The 15,735-nt window shown below is 63.1% G+C and carries 13 protein-coding genes; 4 read left to right on the top strand and 9 right to left on the bottom strand.

Features of this window, described 5'->3' with window-relative positions:
- The first annotated feature begins 57 nt into the window (after positions 1-57).
- Positions 58-3,387 carry an adenylate/guanylate cyclase domain-containing protein gene (locus KJQ96_RS22875; protein ID WP_213288773.1) on the top strand — a complete coding sequence of 1,110 codons (3,330 nt, stop codon included), beginning with the start codon at positions 58-60 and terminating at the stop codon, positions 3,385-3,387.
- A 21-nt stretch (positions 3,388-3,408) separates the two neighbouring features.
- On the opposite strand, the gene KJQ96_RS22870 is transcribed toward KJQ96_RS22875, so the two are convergent.
- Both KJQ96_RS22870 and KJQ96_RS22865 read right to left on the bottom strand, forming a co-directional pair.
- Positions 3,409-3,894 (bottom strand): Crp/Fnr family transcriptional regulator, encoded by a 486-nt coding sequence (locus KJQ96_RS22870; RefSeq protein ID WP_213288772.1) that lies wholly within the window; start codon positions 3,892-3,894, stop codon positions 3,409-3,411.
- Between the two features lie 135 nt (positions 3,895-4,029).
- Positions 4,030-4,347, bottom strand: coding sequence for a helix-turn-helix transcriptional regulator (locus KJQ96_RS22865; RefSeq protein WP_065726852.1), 318 nt, complete (start codon positions 4,345-4,347; stop codon positions 4,030-4,032).
- 51 nt (positions 4,348-4,398) lie between these two features.
- Between KJQ96_RS22865 and KJQ96_RS22860 the strand changes: the two genes are divergently transcribed.
- The 3 genes from KJQ96_RS22860 (at position 4,399) to KJQ96_RS22850 (ending at position 8,509) form a co-directional block, all read left to right on the top strand.
- Positions 4,399-5,364 carry a threonine/serine dehydratase gene (locus tag KJQ96_RS22860; protein ID WP_213288771.1) on the top strand — a complete coding sequence of 322 codons (966 nt, stop codon included), beginning with the start codon at positions 4,399-4,401 and terminating at the stop codon, positions 5,362-5,364.
- A gap of 196 nt (positions 5,365-5,560) precedes the next feature.
- Complete coding sequence (locus tag KJQ96_RS22855; protein ID WP_213288770.1) at positions 5,561-6,586, top strand: Fe(3+) ABC transporter substrate-binding protein; 1,026 nt, start codon at positions 5,561-5,563, stop codon at positions 6,584-6,586.
- Between the two features lie 276 nt (positions 6,587-6,862).
- Positions 6,863-8,509: an iron ABC transporter permease gene (locus KJQ96_RS22850; RefSeq protein ID WP_309142454.1), complete on the top strand. Its 1,647-nt coding sequence runs from the start codon at positions 6,863-6,865 to the stop codon at positions 8,507-8,509.
- Positions 8,510-8,601: 92 nt separating this feature from the next.
- Here the strand turns inward: KJQ96_RS22850 and KJQ96_RS22845 are convergent, their stop codons facing one another.
- The 7 genes from KJQ96_RS22845 to KJQ96_RS22815 all read right to left on the bottom strand — a co-directional run bounded on the left by KJQ96_RS22845 (position 8,602) and on the right by KJQ96_RS22815 (position 15,528).
- Positions 8,602-9,258: a GNAT family N-acetyltransferase gene (locus KJQ96_RS22845; RefSeq protein WP_213288857.1), complete on the bottom strand. Its 657-nt coding sequence runs from the start codon at positions 9,256-9,258 to the stop codon at positions 8,602-8,604.
- Positions 9,259-9,262: 4 nt separating this feature from the next.
- Positions 9,263-9,913 (bottom strand): CoA transferase subunit B, encoded by a 651-nt coding sequence (locus tag KJQ96_RS22840; RefSeq protein WP_213288769.1) that lies wholly within the window; start codon positions 9,911-9,913, stop codon positions 9,263-9,265.
- Positions 9,913-10,650: a CoA transferase subunit A gene (locus KJQ96_RS22835; RefSeq protein ID WP_213288768.1), complete on the bottom strand. Its 738-nt coding sequence runs from the start codon at positions 10,648-10,650 to the stop codon at positions 9,913-9,915. Before KJQ96_RS22835 ends, KJQ96_RS22840 begins: the two co-directional genes overlap by 1 nt.
- 84 nt (positions 10,651-10,734) lie before the next feature.
- Complete coding sequence (locus KJQ96_RS22830) at positions 10,735-11,508, bottom strand: hypothetical protein (RefSeq protein ID WP_213288767.1); 774 nt, start codon at positions 11,506-11,508, stop codon at positions 10,735-10,737.
- On the bottom strand, positions 11,508-11,636 hold the full coding sequence (locus KJQ96_RS41405) for a hypothetical protein (protein ID WP_256441645.1): 129 nt from the start codon (positions 11,634-11,636) through the stop codon (positions 11,508-11,510). The genes KJQ96_RS22830 and KJQ96_RS41405 overlap by 1 nt, the downstream gene beginning before the upstream one ends.
- A 77-nt stretch (positions 11,637-11,713) precedes the next feature.
- The gene (locus KJQ96_RS22820) at positions 11,714-12,166 is read right to left on the bottom strand and encodes a hypothetical protein (RefSeq protein WP_309142453.1); all 453 of its coding nucleotides are present in this window, start codon (positions 12,164-12,166) and stop codon (positions 11,714-11,716) included.
- 26 nt (positions 12,167-12,192) lie between these two features.
- Positions 12,193-15,528 carry a CHAT domain-containing protein gene (locus KJQ96_RS22815; RefSeq protein ID WP_249734394.1) on the bottom strand — a complete coding sequence of 1,112 codons (3,336 nt, stop codon included), beginning with the start codon at positions 15,526-15,528 and terminating at the stop codon, positions 12,193-12,195.
- Positions 15,529-15,735 lie beyond the last annotated feature (207 nt).

Raw genomic sequence — 15,735 nt, 5'->3', positions numbered from 1 at the left:
TTTTAGCAGTAGTCCAAAATCCGGCCAGCCGCCAGCCAGAACAGTTCGGTGGAGCCAATGCAGCAGATTGCAGACTGGCTCGAGAAGCTTGGGCTTGGACAATACGCGTTGCGTTTTGCCGAGAATGGAATCGATATCGGTATCCTTCCCGAGCTAACGGATCAGGACTTCGATAGACTCGGAGTCCTGCTCGGCCATCGCCGCAAGATGCTGCGCGCGATCGCCGAACTCAAGCAAGTCGAATTAGTCGACGAGCCGGCTCGTCAGCATGATGCCGAGCGACGCCACCTCACCGTGATGTTCTGCGATCTGGTCGGCTCGACTGAGCTGTCTGCTCGCCTTGATCCAGAGGACATGTGGGAGGTGATCCGCGCCTATCGGACGGCCTGCGCCAGAGTTATTGCCACCTACGACGGCAGCATCGCCAGGTTTGTCGGCGACGGAGTGCTCGCCTATTTTGGTTACCCCCGCGCGCACGAGGATGACGCCGAGCGCGCCGTGCGAGCCGGGCTCGACATGATCGACGCAATAAGGCCGCTCGAAACGCGCGCGGAACAGGTTGAGGTGCGGATCGCGATTGCGACCGGACTTGTCGTGGTTGGCGACCTCATCAGCGGGGGCGCGTCGGAGCAGCAGGCGATGGTCGGCGATACGCCGAACATCGCCGCCCGGCTCCAGGGCCTGGCTGAGCCGGGGGCGGTTATCGTTGCTGCTTCGACGCGCGAGCTGCTTGGAGATTTGTTCACTTTCCGTAGCCTCGGCCTGCGCCAGGTCAAGGGCATCTCCGAACCCATCGCGGTCTGGGCGGTCGAAGGTGCGGCGGCGTCGGAGAGCCGTTTCGAGGCGGTGCGCACGGCGCGCTCGCTGGGCTTTGTCGGCCGTAAGGCAGAAATCGAATTCGCGCTCTCGCGCCAGCAGCTGGCGTGGCAGGGTCAGGGTCAGGTGGTGTTGATTTCCGGCGAGGCCGGGATCGGCAAATCGCGCCTGGTCGCAATGTTCTGCGAGAACCCTGTGTTGGGGGCACACTGCCGGGTCCGGTATCAGTGCTCGCCTTACCACATTAATAGTGCGCTTCATCCCTTTGTCGCTCAACTCGAGCGCGGCGCCGGTATCAGGTCACAGGACACGACCGAGCAAAAGCTCGACAAGCTTGAGGCAATGCTTGCACTCGGAACGCAGCAAGTGGCCAAAGCGGCGCCGCTGATCGCAACGCTTCTTTCGATCGCAACGGGCGAGCGCTATCCGCCGCTCGGCTTGAATCCGGTGCAGCAGCGGCGACAGACGTTCGCCGCCCTGCTCGATCAGCTCGAGGGTTTGGCCCGGCAGCAACCTGTGCTGATCGTCTGCGAGGATATGCATTGGGCCGACGCCACGACACTTGAGCTGTTCGATCTCGCGGTCGACCGGATCAGGGGCTTGCCGATCCTCGCGCTCATGACTTTCCGGCCCGAGTTCGAGCCGCCTTGGGCGGGTCTCGCCAATGTCAGCCTGCTGCGGCTCGACCGACTTGACCGGCAGGACGCGCGCACTCTGATCGAGCAGGTGACCATCGGTCGACAGATGCCAGACGAAATGATGACGCGGATCATCGACAGGACGGATGGCATCCCGCTGTTTATCGAGGAACTGACCAAGACAATACTGGAATCCGGACTGCTGGTGGAAGATGCCGGGCGCTATCGCCTCGATCGTCCGCTACCGCCACTCGCCATTCCTGCGACGCTGCAAGACTCGCTGATGGCACGCCTTGACCGACTGGCGCCGGTCAAGGAAGTGGCACAAATAGGCGCTGCCATTGGCCGCGACTTCTCATACACATTGCTGCGATGTGTGGCGGGGCGCGATGATTTGACGCTGAACGCCGCACTGAGGCAACTGGAAGAGGCCGAACTGCTATTGCGCCGCGGGACGCCGCCGGAAGCGAGCTACAGCTTCAAGCACGCGCTGGTCCAGGAAGCGGCTTATGAGAGTCTGCTCAAGAGCCGCCGGCAACTGCTGCACAAACATATTGGCGGTGTGCTGCGTGATCAGTTTCCGGCCATCGCCGAGGCTGAGCCCGAAGTCGTGGCCTATCACTTCACCGAAGCGGGGCTCGACGGGGTTGCTCTCGATTGGTGGCTCAAGGCAGGCCAGCAGGCGCTCAAGCGCTCCGCCTATACCGAGGCAAGCGCGCATCTTGGCAAGGCGGTTGCAATTGCCGACGGGCTGCCGGCTGACCCGGGCCGAACCATGAACCGGCTTCATCTTCAAATCACCTACAGCCGCGCGCTCCGGGGCAACCTTGGGCACAGCGCCCCCCAAACCGTCGCCGCGTGGACGCGCGCCCGGCAATTCGCGGCTGATATCAATGATCCGGTTGAACTGGCGCCGATCTATTCGGGATTGTTCAATGCCTGCCTGACGCATGGCGAGATCGCGCCGATGTGGGAGTTGGCGGATGCAACCATGAACGCCGCCAACAGGCGACCGGACTCGCCAGTGGCCGCAGTTGTCGCACATTGGACAAACGGGACGACCTGCTGGTTCGGCGGCGACTATATGAACGCGAGAACGCATCTTGAGCAGGCGCTTGCGGCCTATGGTGCTGAACCGAATCTGGAGACCTTCAGGGCTTCAACGCTGGACCTGCCGTTCGTCATCATGAGATTTCTTGCTCTGGTGCTTTGGCCGATCGGACAGATTGATCGCGCCCGCCGGCTCGCCGCGGAAGCGGTGCGTTCCTCGGGAGAAAAGCGAGCGCTCTCCCAAGCCAACGCGCTCGTCCATAAGGCGGTTTTCGATGGACTATGCGGCGGGCCGTTACAGCAAACAGAGACAATCCTTGCGCTCGCTCTCGCCCGCGACCATACGATGCCATTGTATGTCGCCGCAGGCACGTACCTCACTGGCCTTGCAAAGTGGCGCGCCGGCGACCGAGAGACCGGGCTTGCGGAAATGCGTCGAGGTTGGACCTTGCTGCATGAGAATGACTGTTACCTTTGCGAACCGTTTTGGGGAATGCAGGTTGCCATGGCGCATGCAGCGGCAGGACAAACGGACACTGGGTTGGAGATACTGCGCGAGTTGATCGACGTGACGGAACAGTCTGGTCAGCATTGGCTCGATGCCGAACTGCATCGTGTTCGGGGTGAGCTTCTGTTGCGCCATAATCCGACCAACGTCAGCGGGGCCGAAGGCGCCTTTAACAGAGCGCTTGAGATAGCCCGAAGCCAGCAGACGAAAGCTTTCGAATTGCGCGGCGCAATTGGACTTGCGCGTCTTTGCATCAGCAACGGCCGGGAAACGGCCGGATCCGAGGTGGTCGCGCGAGCGCTCGTCGATTTTGAAACGGGGCAAGACCTCCCCGAAATCGAACAAGCGAAGAAACTGCTCAGGAAAAGCCGCTAGCCGATGCTTCTACCAATGCAGCTAGAGTCTGGAGTCGGATTGCCGATCCGAGCCTGGCGAAACCTCTGTCGGCGGCAGGTTGATCATGCTCTGCAGGAGTTCGCCGACCATCGAGAGATGGTTACCCTGACCGGCATATTGATGCATCAGGTCGGCCAGATAGGTATTGGCGACGTTGAGGCGTTGCGCCAGCAGGCGCGCGATCAAGAGCGCCATCGCCGGCTGGTCGCGCAGAAACGCGGCTGCGTCATCGAACTCGTAGACGACGGAATCGGCGGCGGCGCGCACGGTCGCAGTATGCGGCCGCTCGAGCAGCACCGACATTTCGCCCAGCATCGCCCCCGGCTCGGTCAGAACGGCGACGACGCTGTCGCCCTTGATGACCTCCAGCCGTCCTTCCAGCAGCACGAACAGATGTCCGGTCTTGCTGCCTTCATGAAGGACGAGCGTGCCTGCCGATACCTCTCGCTTCGCTCCTCCGGTGCAATAGTCCAGTACCGCGCGCATCAGCTTCATCTCCCCGTCAGCAAAGACTAGGCACTGATGATGCCAAGGTCGAACGGATAACGTGCGCTTCGCTGCTCAAAACGTTGGCACGGAAAGTCGGCGGCGGCACGCCTGGACGCGGCCCACGACCGAACATCAGATCTTTTCGAGCATGGCGGCTTTCAGCTTTGCGATGCGTGCTTCATCGCGCTTGTAGAACGTCCACTGCTTGACGCGTTTGGCGCTCACCAGTCCTGCTTGCGACAGGATTTTCAGGTGCTCGCTCACGGTGGGTTGGCTGACGCCGAGCTTTTCGGCAATCAACACCCCGCACACGCCGTCCTTGACGAGGTCGCCGTCGACCTGCTCGCGAAAATGCGCCCGGGGGCGTTTCAGCCACTCCAGGATCAACAGCCGCCGATCGTTGGCGAGCGCGCGAAAAGCAGACTCGACGTCGTCTTGCAGAGAAGGCATATTGCTAATTAGCTAAATGACTAATTCCTGTCAATGAGCGGGGAGTGCCTTATGGACGCGCCGGTAGATGCCGTAACCTCTGAAACGATCGCCCAATGCGAGCGGCTGATTCGGCCCTTTATCCGGCGGACGCCAGTGGTCCAGCTCGATGGCGCCGAGTTTGGGCTTCCCGGCCGTCCGCTGACGCTCAAGCTCGAGCTTCTGCAGCACTCCGGCTCGTTCAAGGCGCGCGGCGCTTTTGCCAATCTGTTGACCCGCGATGTGCCGCAGGCCGGCGTCGTCGCGGCGTCGGGCGGCAACCATGGCGCGGCAGTCGCCTATGCCGCGATGAAGCTTGGCAAGCCGGCCAAGATTTTCGTTCCGAGCGTCTCTTCGGCTGCGAAGGTGCAACGCATCCGCGACTATGGCGCCGACCTCGCGATCGAGGGCGACCGCTATGCCGATGCGCTCGCGGCAAGCGAGATATGGGCGCAGCAAACCGGCGCACTGCCGGTGCCGGCCTTCGACCAGAAGGAAACCATCACGGGACAGGGAACGATCGGCCTTGAGCTCTCGGAGCAGGCACCTGACATCGATACCCTGCTCGTATCGGTGGGCGGCGGCGGGCTGATCGCCGGAATCGCGGCCTGGTATGCCGGCCGCATCAAGGTGGTCGGCGTCGAGCCGCATGCATCGCCCACGTTGACCAGGGCCCTTGAAGCCGGCTATCCAATCGATGCCGAGGCCGGTGGGTTGGCTGCGGATTCGCTTGCGCCGCGGCGTGTCGGCGAACAGGTCTTCCCGATCGCCCAGAAATACGCGCGACAAACCGTACTGGTTTCCGACGCTGCGATCGCCGATGCACAGGCGACGCTTTGGCGCGCCTTGCGCATCGTTGCAGAGCCGGGCGGCGCAGCAGCATTTTCCGCGATCCTGTCGGGCGCCTACAGGCCCGCCGCGGGCGAACGGGTTGCTGTCGTCATCAGCGGTGGCAACACGGCGGCAGTGAATTTCGACCTCGCTAATGGCAGCCGATAGGTCGTGCCCCAGCCATCTGCGTCCCCACCTGCTTCGCGGGCCGCGAGGTGCAATGGCTCGCCACATTTGGAATCGCTCTAAATTACAGCATGGAATCCTTCTAAATCGAGCCATTCGCGACATCCAGTCGCTGACGACATCGCAGTCGCTGCGCTACTGAGACTGGCATCTTCACCAGCTTTGTCGGGCAGCTCTCATGATGAATATTCGCGCTACCGCCGCAACCGCAGCGTTGCTTTGTTTTACCTCGTTTGGAGCCTCGCCGGCGTTCGCCGACGGCGAGGTCAACGTCTACACCTATCGCGAAACCAAGCTGATCCAGCCGCTGTTCGATGCCTTCACCAAGGACACCGGCATCAAGGTCAACGTTGTCTCGGCGAGTTCGGGGCTCGAGCAGCGCATGAAGGCGGAAGGCGCCAGCAGCCCCGCCGACGTGCTGCTCACGGTCGACATCGGCCGCCTCGACGACGCCGTGCAGGCCGGCGTCACCCAGCCGATCAAGTCGGTGGTGATTGACGAGATCGTGCCGGCGCAATATCGCGACCCCGATGGCCACTGGGCCGGCATCTCCATGCGCGCGCGCGTGATCTACGCCTCGAAGGACCGCGTCAAGCAGGACAAGATCACCTATGAAGAACTTGCCGATCCCAAGTGGAAGGGCAAGATCTGCATCCGCTCCGGCCAGCACATCTACAACAACGGCCTGTTCGCGGCCTATGTGGCCAAGTACGGCGAAGCCAAGGCCGAGGAGTGGCTCAAGGGCCTGAAGGCCAATCTGGCGCAAAAGCCCTCGGGCGGCGACCGTGAAGCCGCACGCGACGTCGCGGCCGGCAAGTGCGACATCGGCATCGGCAATACCTATTACTGGGCGCTGATGATGAACAACGATCCCGAGAAGAAGCCGTGGGCGGAAGCCACCAAGGTAATCCTGCCGACGTTCGAAGGCGGCGGCACCCACGTCAATCTCTCCGGCGTTCTGTTGGCGAAGCATGCGCCCAACAAGGCCAATGGCGTCAAACTGATCGAATGGCTTGCCGGCGACAAGGCGCAGCAGATCTACGCCGATGCCAATTATGAATATCCGGTTCGCGCCGGCGTTGCCGTCAACCCGACAATTGCGGGCTACGGCAAGCTCACAGCCGACCCGCTGCCGATCGCCAAGATCGCCGCCAACCGCAAGGCGGCCTCGACACTGGTAGATAAGGTCGGATTCGATAATTGAACGGCTGGGTGGGCGAAGGATTAGAATTGTGATCTCTCGCCTGGCACGACTGCGTCCCCTCCCCCTTTTCGGGGGAGGGTTTGGGAGAGGGGTAAGCCACACTGGCAGTATCGCCCGTGGCCACCCCTCTTCCCCGCCCTCCCCCGGCGCACGTCGGGCCTGCCCGACTTGCGCAAAATCAATATGCGCAGCCGGGGTAAACCCCGGTTGCGGGGGAGAGGGAGCCCACCTGCGCCAGCGGATAAACCTCGGCTCATCTTGCCGACGTGTGCGGACGTGAGTCCCGTCACGCGCTCGGGCCGCATCGCGGCAGCGATTGCGGTTGCGACCGCCATCCTTGTCGCAGCCCCCGTCATCTCGATCATTGCGCTCGCGCTGCAGCCGGCGCCTGACGTCTGGCAGCACCTGATCGACTACGTGCTGCCGGCTACCATCTTCGACACCGCGCTCCTGCTCGGCGGCGTCGCCGCCCTGTCGCTTGCGCTCGGCACCGGCACGGCGTGGACGGTTTCGCTGCATGAATTCCGCGGCCGGAAAATGCTGCTATGGCTGCTGCCGCTGCCGCTTGCTATCCCGACCTACCTCGCGGCTTACGTCTATGTCGACCTGTTCGAGCCGCTGGGCCTGGTCCACAAGACACTCGCGCACTGGCTTCCGCTGCAGGACGCAGTGCGCATGCTTCCAAATTTGCGCTCGCTGCCGGGCGCAGTCGTTGTGATTGCGCTGGTGCTTTACCCCTACGTCTATCTTTCGGCGCGCACGATGTTCCAGTACCAGAGCGCGGAATTCGCCGAGGCCGCGAAGACGCTCGGCGCCAGCCGCTGGACCACCTTCTGGCGTGTCTCGCTGCCGATGGCACGTCCCGCGCTGGCGGTCGGCGTCGCGCTGGTATCGCTGGAGACGCTGAACGACATCGGCGCCAGCGAATATCTGGGTGTCCGTACCCTCACGGTGTCGGTGTTCACGACCTGGCTCAACCGCGGCAGCCTCGCCGGCGCCGCGCAATTGTCCTGCTTCATGCTGGCGATCGTGGCCGGCCTGATCGCGATCGAACGTTACGGACGCCGCAATGTCACGACGGAGTTTTCCGCCGAAAGCCCGCGGCTCACGCCGCGGACCCCACTCACCGGCATCAAGGGCGGATGTGCATTCGCGGCCTGCCTGGTGCCGGTGGTGCTGGGATTCCTCGTGCCGCTATTGTATCTCGCGCAGCAGAGTTTCAAGCGCGGGCTTTTTGCCAATTTCGACGTAGCGCTGTGGCGCGATGCATTCAACTCGATAGCCTTCGCAAGCATTGCCACGTTGACCGCGCTGCCGCTCGGCTTTGCGACCATTCTCGCGTGGCGCTGGCGGCCGAATGGGTTGCGCTTCGTCGCAATGAACATCGCGCAGACCGGCTACACGCTGCCCGGGCTGGTGCTGGCGCTCGGCCTGCTCGCGCCGGTGCTCGCCATCGACAACGCACTGAACGCGCTCGCCGGATGGCTTGGACAATCCCTGCCGGGATTGATCGTGGTCGGCTCAGGTGCTGCCGTGGTGATCGCCTATGTGATCCGGTTTCTGGCGGTGCCGACCGGATTCATCAAGGCAGGGTTCGAGCGGATTCCGCACGACTACGACGACAGCGCACGCGCCGCCGGCGCCGGCCAGACCACGACGATGCGGCTGATCCATCTGCCGCTCTTGCGCCCCGCCATGCTCGGCGCGGTCATCGTCGTGTTCGTGGATTGCCTGAAGGAGTTGCCGGCAACGCTGCTGTTGCGGCCGCTCAATGTCGAAACGCTGGCGACCTCGATCTACCAGTACGCCAGCCGCGGCAGCTTCGAGGAAGGCGCGCTTGCCGCGCTCCTGATCGTTGCCGCCAGTATCGGCCCGGTGGCGTGGCTGACGCGGTTTTCGGACGTCCCGGCCGGCCCGGCGTGACGCTGATGCCGTAGGGTGGGCAAAGCGCAGCGTGCCCACCATTTGCATCCGAGATTGAAGAACGATCGTGGGCACGCTTTCCTTTGCCCACCCTACGCGATCGCCCGAGTGAGGCGGCGAAAGCCTAGTGACCCCGTAATCGCCTCGAACGCTGGATCGCGCTTCTCTTCGGCAAAGGAAAAACCCGCTTTCGTATAGCATCGTTCTGCCGCCTCGTTGCCGATCAGGAACGAGATCGATGCGCGATTGAAGTCCGCGGTCTTTCCGGTAGCCAAAGCATGCCCGATCAGCGCCTGCACCAGCCCGCGACCGCGATACTCCGGCAGCGTGGCGACATGCTCGATCAGCCAGTCGCCCTCGCCGCCCTGAACCCAGCAATTCGCTCCATAGGCGCCGCGCCGGAAGATTGCCTTCAGATCGGCGGCGCTCAGCCCTATCGCGGTCGCCACCTCCTGGATCGCCGCCCGCGCGGCAGTCTCGGTGCCTTCAGCGGGCAGCGCGCAGAGCGATGCCGCCGGCTCACCCTCGACTTCAGCGACGATGAACTGGGTGATGTGCCACCACGATTGCGTTGGCGCGATCGCGATGCATTCGACGAACGCAAGGCATTGCGGCTCGTCCCAGCCAAGCGCGATGTCGAACCAGCCGCGCGGGAACGGGCCGCGCTGCGACGCCAGGATATTGCGGGCAATGAAGCTTGCGTCTTCGGGACGCGCGGGACGGATCGCAGGTTGCGACCGCCCCGCCATCACGTCAGACGTTCTTCAGCGCGACGCGGAACTCGGCTTCGGTCTTGGCCTTCACCTCGTCCAGCGTGACGCCGTCGGCGAGCTCGATCAGCGCCATGCCGTCCTTGCCGTGCTTGTCGATCGTGAAGACCGCAAGATCGGTCACCACCATGTCGACCACGCGCTCGCCGGTCAGCGGCAGGGTGCATTTCTTCAAGAGCTTCGGGCCGTCCTTGGCGGAATGCTCCATCACCACGACGACGCGCTTGACGCCGGCGACGAGGTCCATCGCGCCGCCCATGCCCTTCACCATCTTGCCGGGGATCATCCAGTTGGCGAGGTCGCCGTTCTGCGCCACCTGCATCGCACCGAGGATCGAGAGATCGATATGGCCGCCGCGCACCATGCCGAACGAATCGGCCGACGAGAAATAGCTGGTCGACGGCAATTCGCTGACCGTCTGCTTGCCGGCGTTGATCAGATCGGCGTCCACCTCGTCCTCATAGGGGAACGGGCCCATGCCGAGCATGCCGTTCTCACTCTGCAGGCTGACGTCGATCCCTTCAGGGATGTAGTTTGAAACCAGCGTCGGAATGCCGATGCCGAGATTGACGTAATAGCCGTCGCGCAGTTCCTTCGCGGCGCGCGCCGCCATCTGTTCGCGGGTCCAGGCCATCAGATTTCTACTCCCGTTGCCGCCGCGGACGCGCTCGATGGGCGCGGGCGGGTGTTGCGGAATTCAATGCGCTTCTTGGCCGTGCCGACCTCGATGATGCGTTTGACGAAAATGCCGGGCGTGTGGATGCAGTCCGGGTCGAGTTCGCCGGCCGGAACCAGGTGCTCGACCTCCGCCACCGTGATCTTCGCGGCGGTCGCCATCATCGGGTTAAAATTGCGCGCGGTCTTGCGGTAGATCAGGTTGCCGGCGGTGTCGCCCTTCCAGGCGTGAACGATGGCGAGATCGGCGAACAGGCCGCGCTCCATGATGTATTTCTCGCCGTCGAACTCCTTCACTTCCTTGCCCTCGGCGATCAACGTGCCGACGCCGGTCTTGGTGTAGAACGCCGGGATGCCGGCGCCGCCGGCGCGGATGCGCTCGGCCAGCGTGCCCTGCGGGTTGAACTCGAGTTCCAGTTCACCGGCGAGGTATTGCTGCGCGAACAGCTTGTTCTCGCCGACATAGGACGAGATCATCTTTTTGATCTGGCGCGTCTCCAGGAGCCGGCTCAGCCCGATGCCGTCGACGCCGGCATTGTTGGAAACCACCGTCAGATTCTTGACGCCGGAATCGCGGATCGCGTCCGACAGGGTCTCGGCAATACCACACAGACCGAAACCGCCGGACATGATCATCATGCCGTCCTTGAGAACGCCGTCGAGTGCCGATTTGGCGTCGGGGTAAACCTTGTTCATGGATGTTTGACCTGATGGAGGGAACGGCCGAATGCCGGCATTGTCGGGATTATTAGGCGAATTTTTCGCGGTGCGTCAATGCGCTCAGCCGCCAATAACGCCCTTCAGACCGGCATACAGGGACCCGGCCGCGGTCCCCATGATACCCACCATGGGCCCGGCCGCCGTCATCAGGTCCTGAATGATGCGAGCGCGGCGGCGCAGGTGTTCCGCGCCGACATGCCGACCGACGAGCAGGCCTGCAGCCTTGTAGGCGAGCGGGTTGGGCTTGCCGCCGCCCTGCGTCACCGTTTTCGGCAGCACATCGACAATCAGGAAGCCGAGAATGTTGCCGGTCACGAAAGCGAGCGCGATGCTGGCGGTATATTCGATCACCTCTCGCCATTCGACCCAGGGCCCGGGCACGATCGGAACATTGTCGTTGATGCCGGTCACGGTGAGCATGCATGTCACGGCAATCACCGCCGTCAAAAGCCCGACCGCAATGGCGCCGCGCCACCCGATTTTCAGATGCGAATGGATCAGGAAGCCGAACGGCAGCGGAATGACCACCGAAGCAAGTCGGAGATAGAGCGGGGTAATATCCAAGATGATGGTGATGAGGATGTGAGCGGCCACCAGCAGGATGACCGGGATCAGGACATAGGCGAGCGAATGAACGCCGTAGTATCGCAAGGGGGAACGCATCCGCTCGATGCGCGCATTGGTCTGATCGAGTTCACGCTGCAGGGCGTCGAGTTCGACGACGATTTTCTCGATCTCGATGATGACAGGGCGTACGATCCGCAGATCCCGTGAGCAATGTTTGCAGACGACCGCCTCATCCTTGATCGTTTCGGCGCAGAACGGACATTCCATCAGGCTGACCGATTTTTTCTGCGGCGCCTGAGCGCCTCGAGTTCGCTCTTCGCGCGCTCCAGTTCGAGCCGCAACGTGTCACGCTTGCGCGCCAGTTCGTCACGCTCCACCATCAGCGATTGCGGCACCGCGATCTCCCGCGAGCAGGAGCCGCACACCAGCGCCTCGGGTGGATTTTCCCTCGCGCAGTATGGACAAGCGACGCTCAGGGGACGACCTTCAGGATGAAGCTCGTAGTCCCGACACGCCCGTCGGTGTCCTTGATGTCGACCCGCACCATGTGCTCGCCAGCCGGCAGTTCGACCTCCGGCATATCAATCCCGCGTGGCCCAACGAAGGATCTGACCCGCGACGTGAGATCGACGTTCGGGGTCCGGAGATAGGTCATCTTGACCGAATCCGGATCGATCTTGGCCCCGCCATAGGGTTCGAATTTGAGCTGAAGCCGCATCGGAGACCGGAGCTGCCCACCGTCGGTCAGGAGATCGACCCTGGGTCCCCGCGTGATTCCGCGCCGCTCGGCCGCGACCGCGCCTTTCGGCGGCGGCAGCGCGGCTTCCTCGGCTGTGATCAAAACCTGCGCCGCTTTCGCCGGCATCGCTCCGGCGGCGATAATCGCAATACTTCCCAGCAGAAGCCGCAAGCCGCAGATACGCACGATCGTTCTCCCCCTGCCCTTCAACATTATCTCACACCGCCATCGCCGATGATGGTGTACGGCGCCCAAAACAGCGGATGTGCATAAGCGAATTCGGTCTTGCCGTCGGCACCAGTGTAGCCGGGGCCGTCCACCAGAGCCATCATCGCCAGCCGCAGCGCTTCACCACGCGTCAATTTGGGATCCTGCGCTTGGCGCCTGAACAGATCGGTCACCAGTTCACGCGCGGACTGCGAGTGAACCGACCAGTTGGTCACCAGAAGGGCACGGGTGCCGGCGTAGAAAAACGCGCGGCCGAGGCCCGATGCGGCCTCGGCGCCGGCGCCTGCTCCGGTCCCGGTGTTGCACGCCGACAGCACGACCCAGTCGGCGTCGAGCTTCAGGCCGAGGATTTCCTCCATGGTCAGCAGGCCGTCGCCTTCGCCGCCGGTAACAGTGGGCGACGACAGCGCCAGCGCCGGCTGCGACAAGCCGTTCAGCTCGCCGGGTACCAGACCGTGGGTAGCGAACGCCAGCACCTTGAAACCCGAAAGATCCATGGTCTTGACCGCCTGCTCGCTGGCCTGCTTGCCGAGGTTGAGGACTTTCGACGGATCGGCCTGCAATGCCAGCGCGATCGACTTCAATTCCTCCGACGTATCCGGAAGGCGCGGCAGCATCGCGAGCTCGGCGCTGTCGACGCCATCGAGTTTCGGGCTGTTGCGCCGCTTCAATGGACCGCCTCGCGTCGTGTTGCCGGAGGCATCGGCGACCCTGACCTTGTCGGCGTTGTCAGCCTCGGCTTCCTGTTCCTTGCTGAAGTAAGGATCACCGAACGCGATCAGTTCGCCGCGGTTGGGCTTGGCTGGCGGCAGTTGACGCAAGGTGCGCAGCGCCGCGGCCGAAGGGACGGTCGTGACCGCGTGCGTCCGCGCCAGCCACGGCACATCCTTGTAGCTTGCAAACAGCGGATCGTCGTCGCTGCGGATATCGGTCGGCGCCGTTGGCAACAGCGACAATGGCAGCAGGCCGAGCGCGCCATTGGTCACCAGGATCAGATTCTTGGCTGGTTTCCATCCACTCTCGACCGGCTGCAGCAGCAGCGAATAGAGCTCATGCGCGACGTTGAGATGGAACGGCGGAATGTCCGAGATCATCGCCGCCTGCGGCTCCAGCGCCTCGCGCAGCTTGCGAACCTTGCTCTCGATGTCGCCGCTTGTTGCCTTGATCGCGGCGAACGCGACCGGGCCGTTCTTCGGAACCGCCCAGACGAAACTGCTGTTCTGTCCGAAGTAGAACGACAGCATCGCTTCGCCGTCGGCCAACGTCGTCCTGATCTGCTCCACCGATGGCGACTTCGGCGCGACCAGATCGGCGTAGGCCGGGAATCGCCGGCTGATCTCCTGGCGCGCTTTCAACCGTTCGGCGCGCAGTGCATTGATCGAGGCGTTGATCGCGTGAACGCCCTTGTTGTCGCGCTCGTGCGACGGCAGCGACAGCACGTTGTTCAGCGTCCCGAGCTGCGCGTTCACCTGCTTGCCGAGGTCCTGCTCTTTGCGGACCAGTTCGGCCAGCGCCGGATCCTTGGCGGCCGCGCGCGCACTTGACGCCGCCAACGCCTGCTGCACCGAACGGCCGCGAATGGCGTCGGCGAGACTGAAGGTTTCGGCGCCGACATCGCCGGACGGGTTCTTCTCCTGCGCCAGCATGTTGAGATAGGCTTCGACGATGCCCTGCAGGCGCTGATTGCGCGCCGCCACCGCCGTGGTGTCGTCGTCATCGGCGTGCTCGCGTGATGACGCCATCAGGATCGGGATCGCCGTCCTGAACTCGCGGCTCGCATCCTGGTGGCGTCCGGCCCGCATCAAGCCGATCGCCAGCGTGCCGCGCGCCGCGGCGGTATCGAGATGACCTTCGCCGACCCGAGAAATTTGCTTCTTCAGGAGCTGTTCAGCCGCGGCAATGCCGGCTTCCATTTGGCCGGAGGCATAGAGCGAGTAAATGCGCCCGCCGTTGAGTTCGAAAGCCTCTCGCCGCGCCGGTTCCCATTTCGCGATCGCCTTGTCGATCTGCGCAAAGACCGCGATCGCATCCCCTCCCTTGCGCTGCAGATTCAAGATGTTGCCGAGCTGCGACAACAACTGCACAGTCGAAAGAGAATCTTCAGCGACGCCAACCGTCCGGGTAATGTCCAGGCTTACCCTGGCCAGTTGCTCCGCTTCGGAGTAACGGCCCTGCTCGACGAGAATGCCGCCCAATCCCGCGACAAAGCGCGGCGTGATGGGATTGTATTTGCCTTGGTTTTTCAACTGCGACAGCAGCGCCCGGCGAGCATCGACTTCGGCTTCCGCAAAGCGTCCCTGCCGCGCTTTCATTCGGGCCTGGTTCAGGATGTTGAGATCGACGGCGAGCACCATGCTGGACTCGGAAGGCGGATTCTCCGCACCCGACAATATTGGCTTGATCGCAGCGCGCTTGCGCAGCTCGGCGAGCTTGTACGAGGCCTCGGCATCGCGGAATTGCCCCCGCGCTTCGAACAGCATGGCGCGGCCGATTTCGACTTCGGCTTCCCAGTTCTGACCGTAGGTATTGTAGGTCGACCGCATGATCGGATGGCCGCTGGTGCGCGCTTCCTGGAGCAGCGGCTGACTGCGGCGCAGATAGGCCTCCGCCTGCGCGATATCGCCCATCTGAATCAGGATGCCGGCGATCGCGCGGTTCGCACCGACCAGGTACCCCCTGGCCCCCTTCTGGTTGGATGTCTCGCGAAGCAGCCGCTGAAACAGTTCAAAAGCCTTCTTGGGATCGCCGGCGGCGGAGTACTGCTGGGCTGCAAATGCGATCAACCTTCCCATCATGTTGGCCGAGGTCGCGCCGCGGCCGACTTCGATGGCCTTGTTGGCGTCGGCGATGGTATCGGCGAGCCGGCCGAGCTGCGCCCTTGCATTGCCGCGATCGAAATAGAATTGCGCGAGATCTTCGCGCGATTCCTTGCCGGTCGGCTTTGCGTCTGCCTTGGCCTTCAGTTCCTCGATGGTCTTGGGATCGGCCTTCTCGCTGTCCAGGATCGCGGTGATATCAGTGATCGTTCGCGGTGGCGCGACGAATCCAGCGGGCAGCGCGCTACCGGGCGCAACTTTCGGTGCGGCTTCGGTTGGAATGGCGACGGCGACATTGGCGCGACCATTAGCCTTATCGAGGGCGGTCTTCACGCAGGCGCGGACCTGCGGCCTCGCCTTCTCGCGACAGGCTTCGAAGTTTCCCGCTCCGCCGGAGACGCGCATGCAGGCCTGAACGATCGGCCGGCCGACCGTCATCCGGCAGTTTTCCAGCGCCGCCTCGACGCTCAGCGCGTGCGCCGCCGGCGCGGTTGCCGCAAGCATCGCCGTCGCGACGGACCATCTTGAGGTAGCGGCTTGGATTGCAAGGAAGTTGGCAGGCCTAAAACGCAGGCGAGAATTAGTATGCGAGGACATTATAATGATCCCCAATAAACATTCACAATGTGCAATAAGGAAATACTAGCAAGCCGGCCCAAGGCTGTCATGGAATTCTAAAGCCCGGGATCCAGGGATTTCTGGTCACATCCG

The organism is Bradyrhizobium sp. sGM-13 (assembly GCF_018398875.1).
Taxonomy (GTDB): domain Bacteria; phylum Pseudomonadota; class Alphaproteobacteria; order Rhizobiales; family Xanthobacteraceae; genus Bradyrhizobium.
The sequence above is the reverse complement of the archived record's forward strand: the minus strand, read 5'-3'. Positions and strand labels throughout refer to the sequence as shown.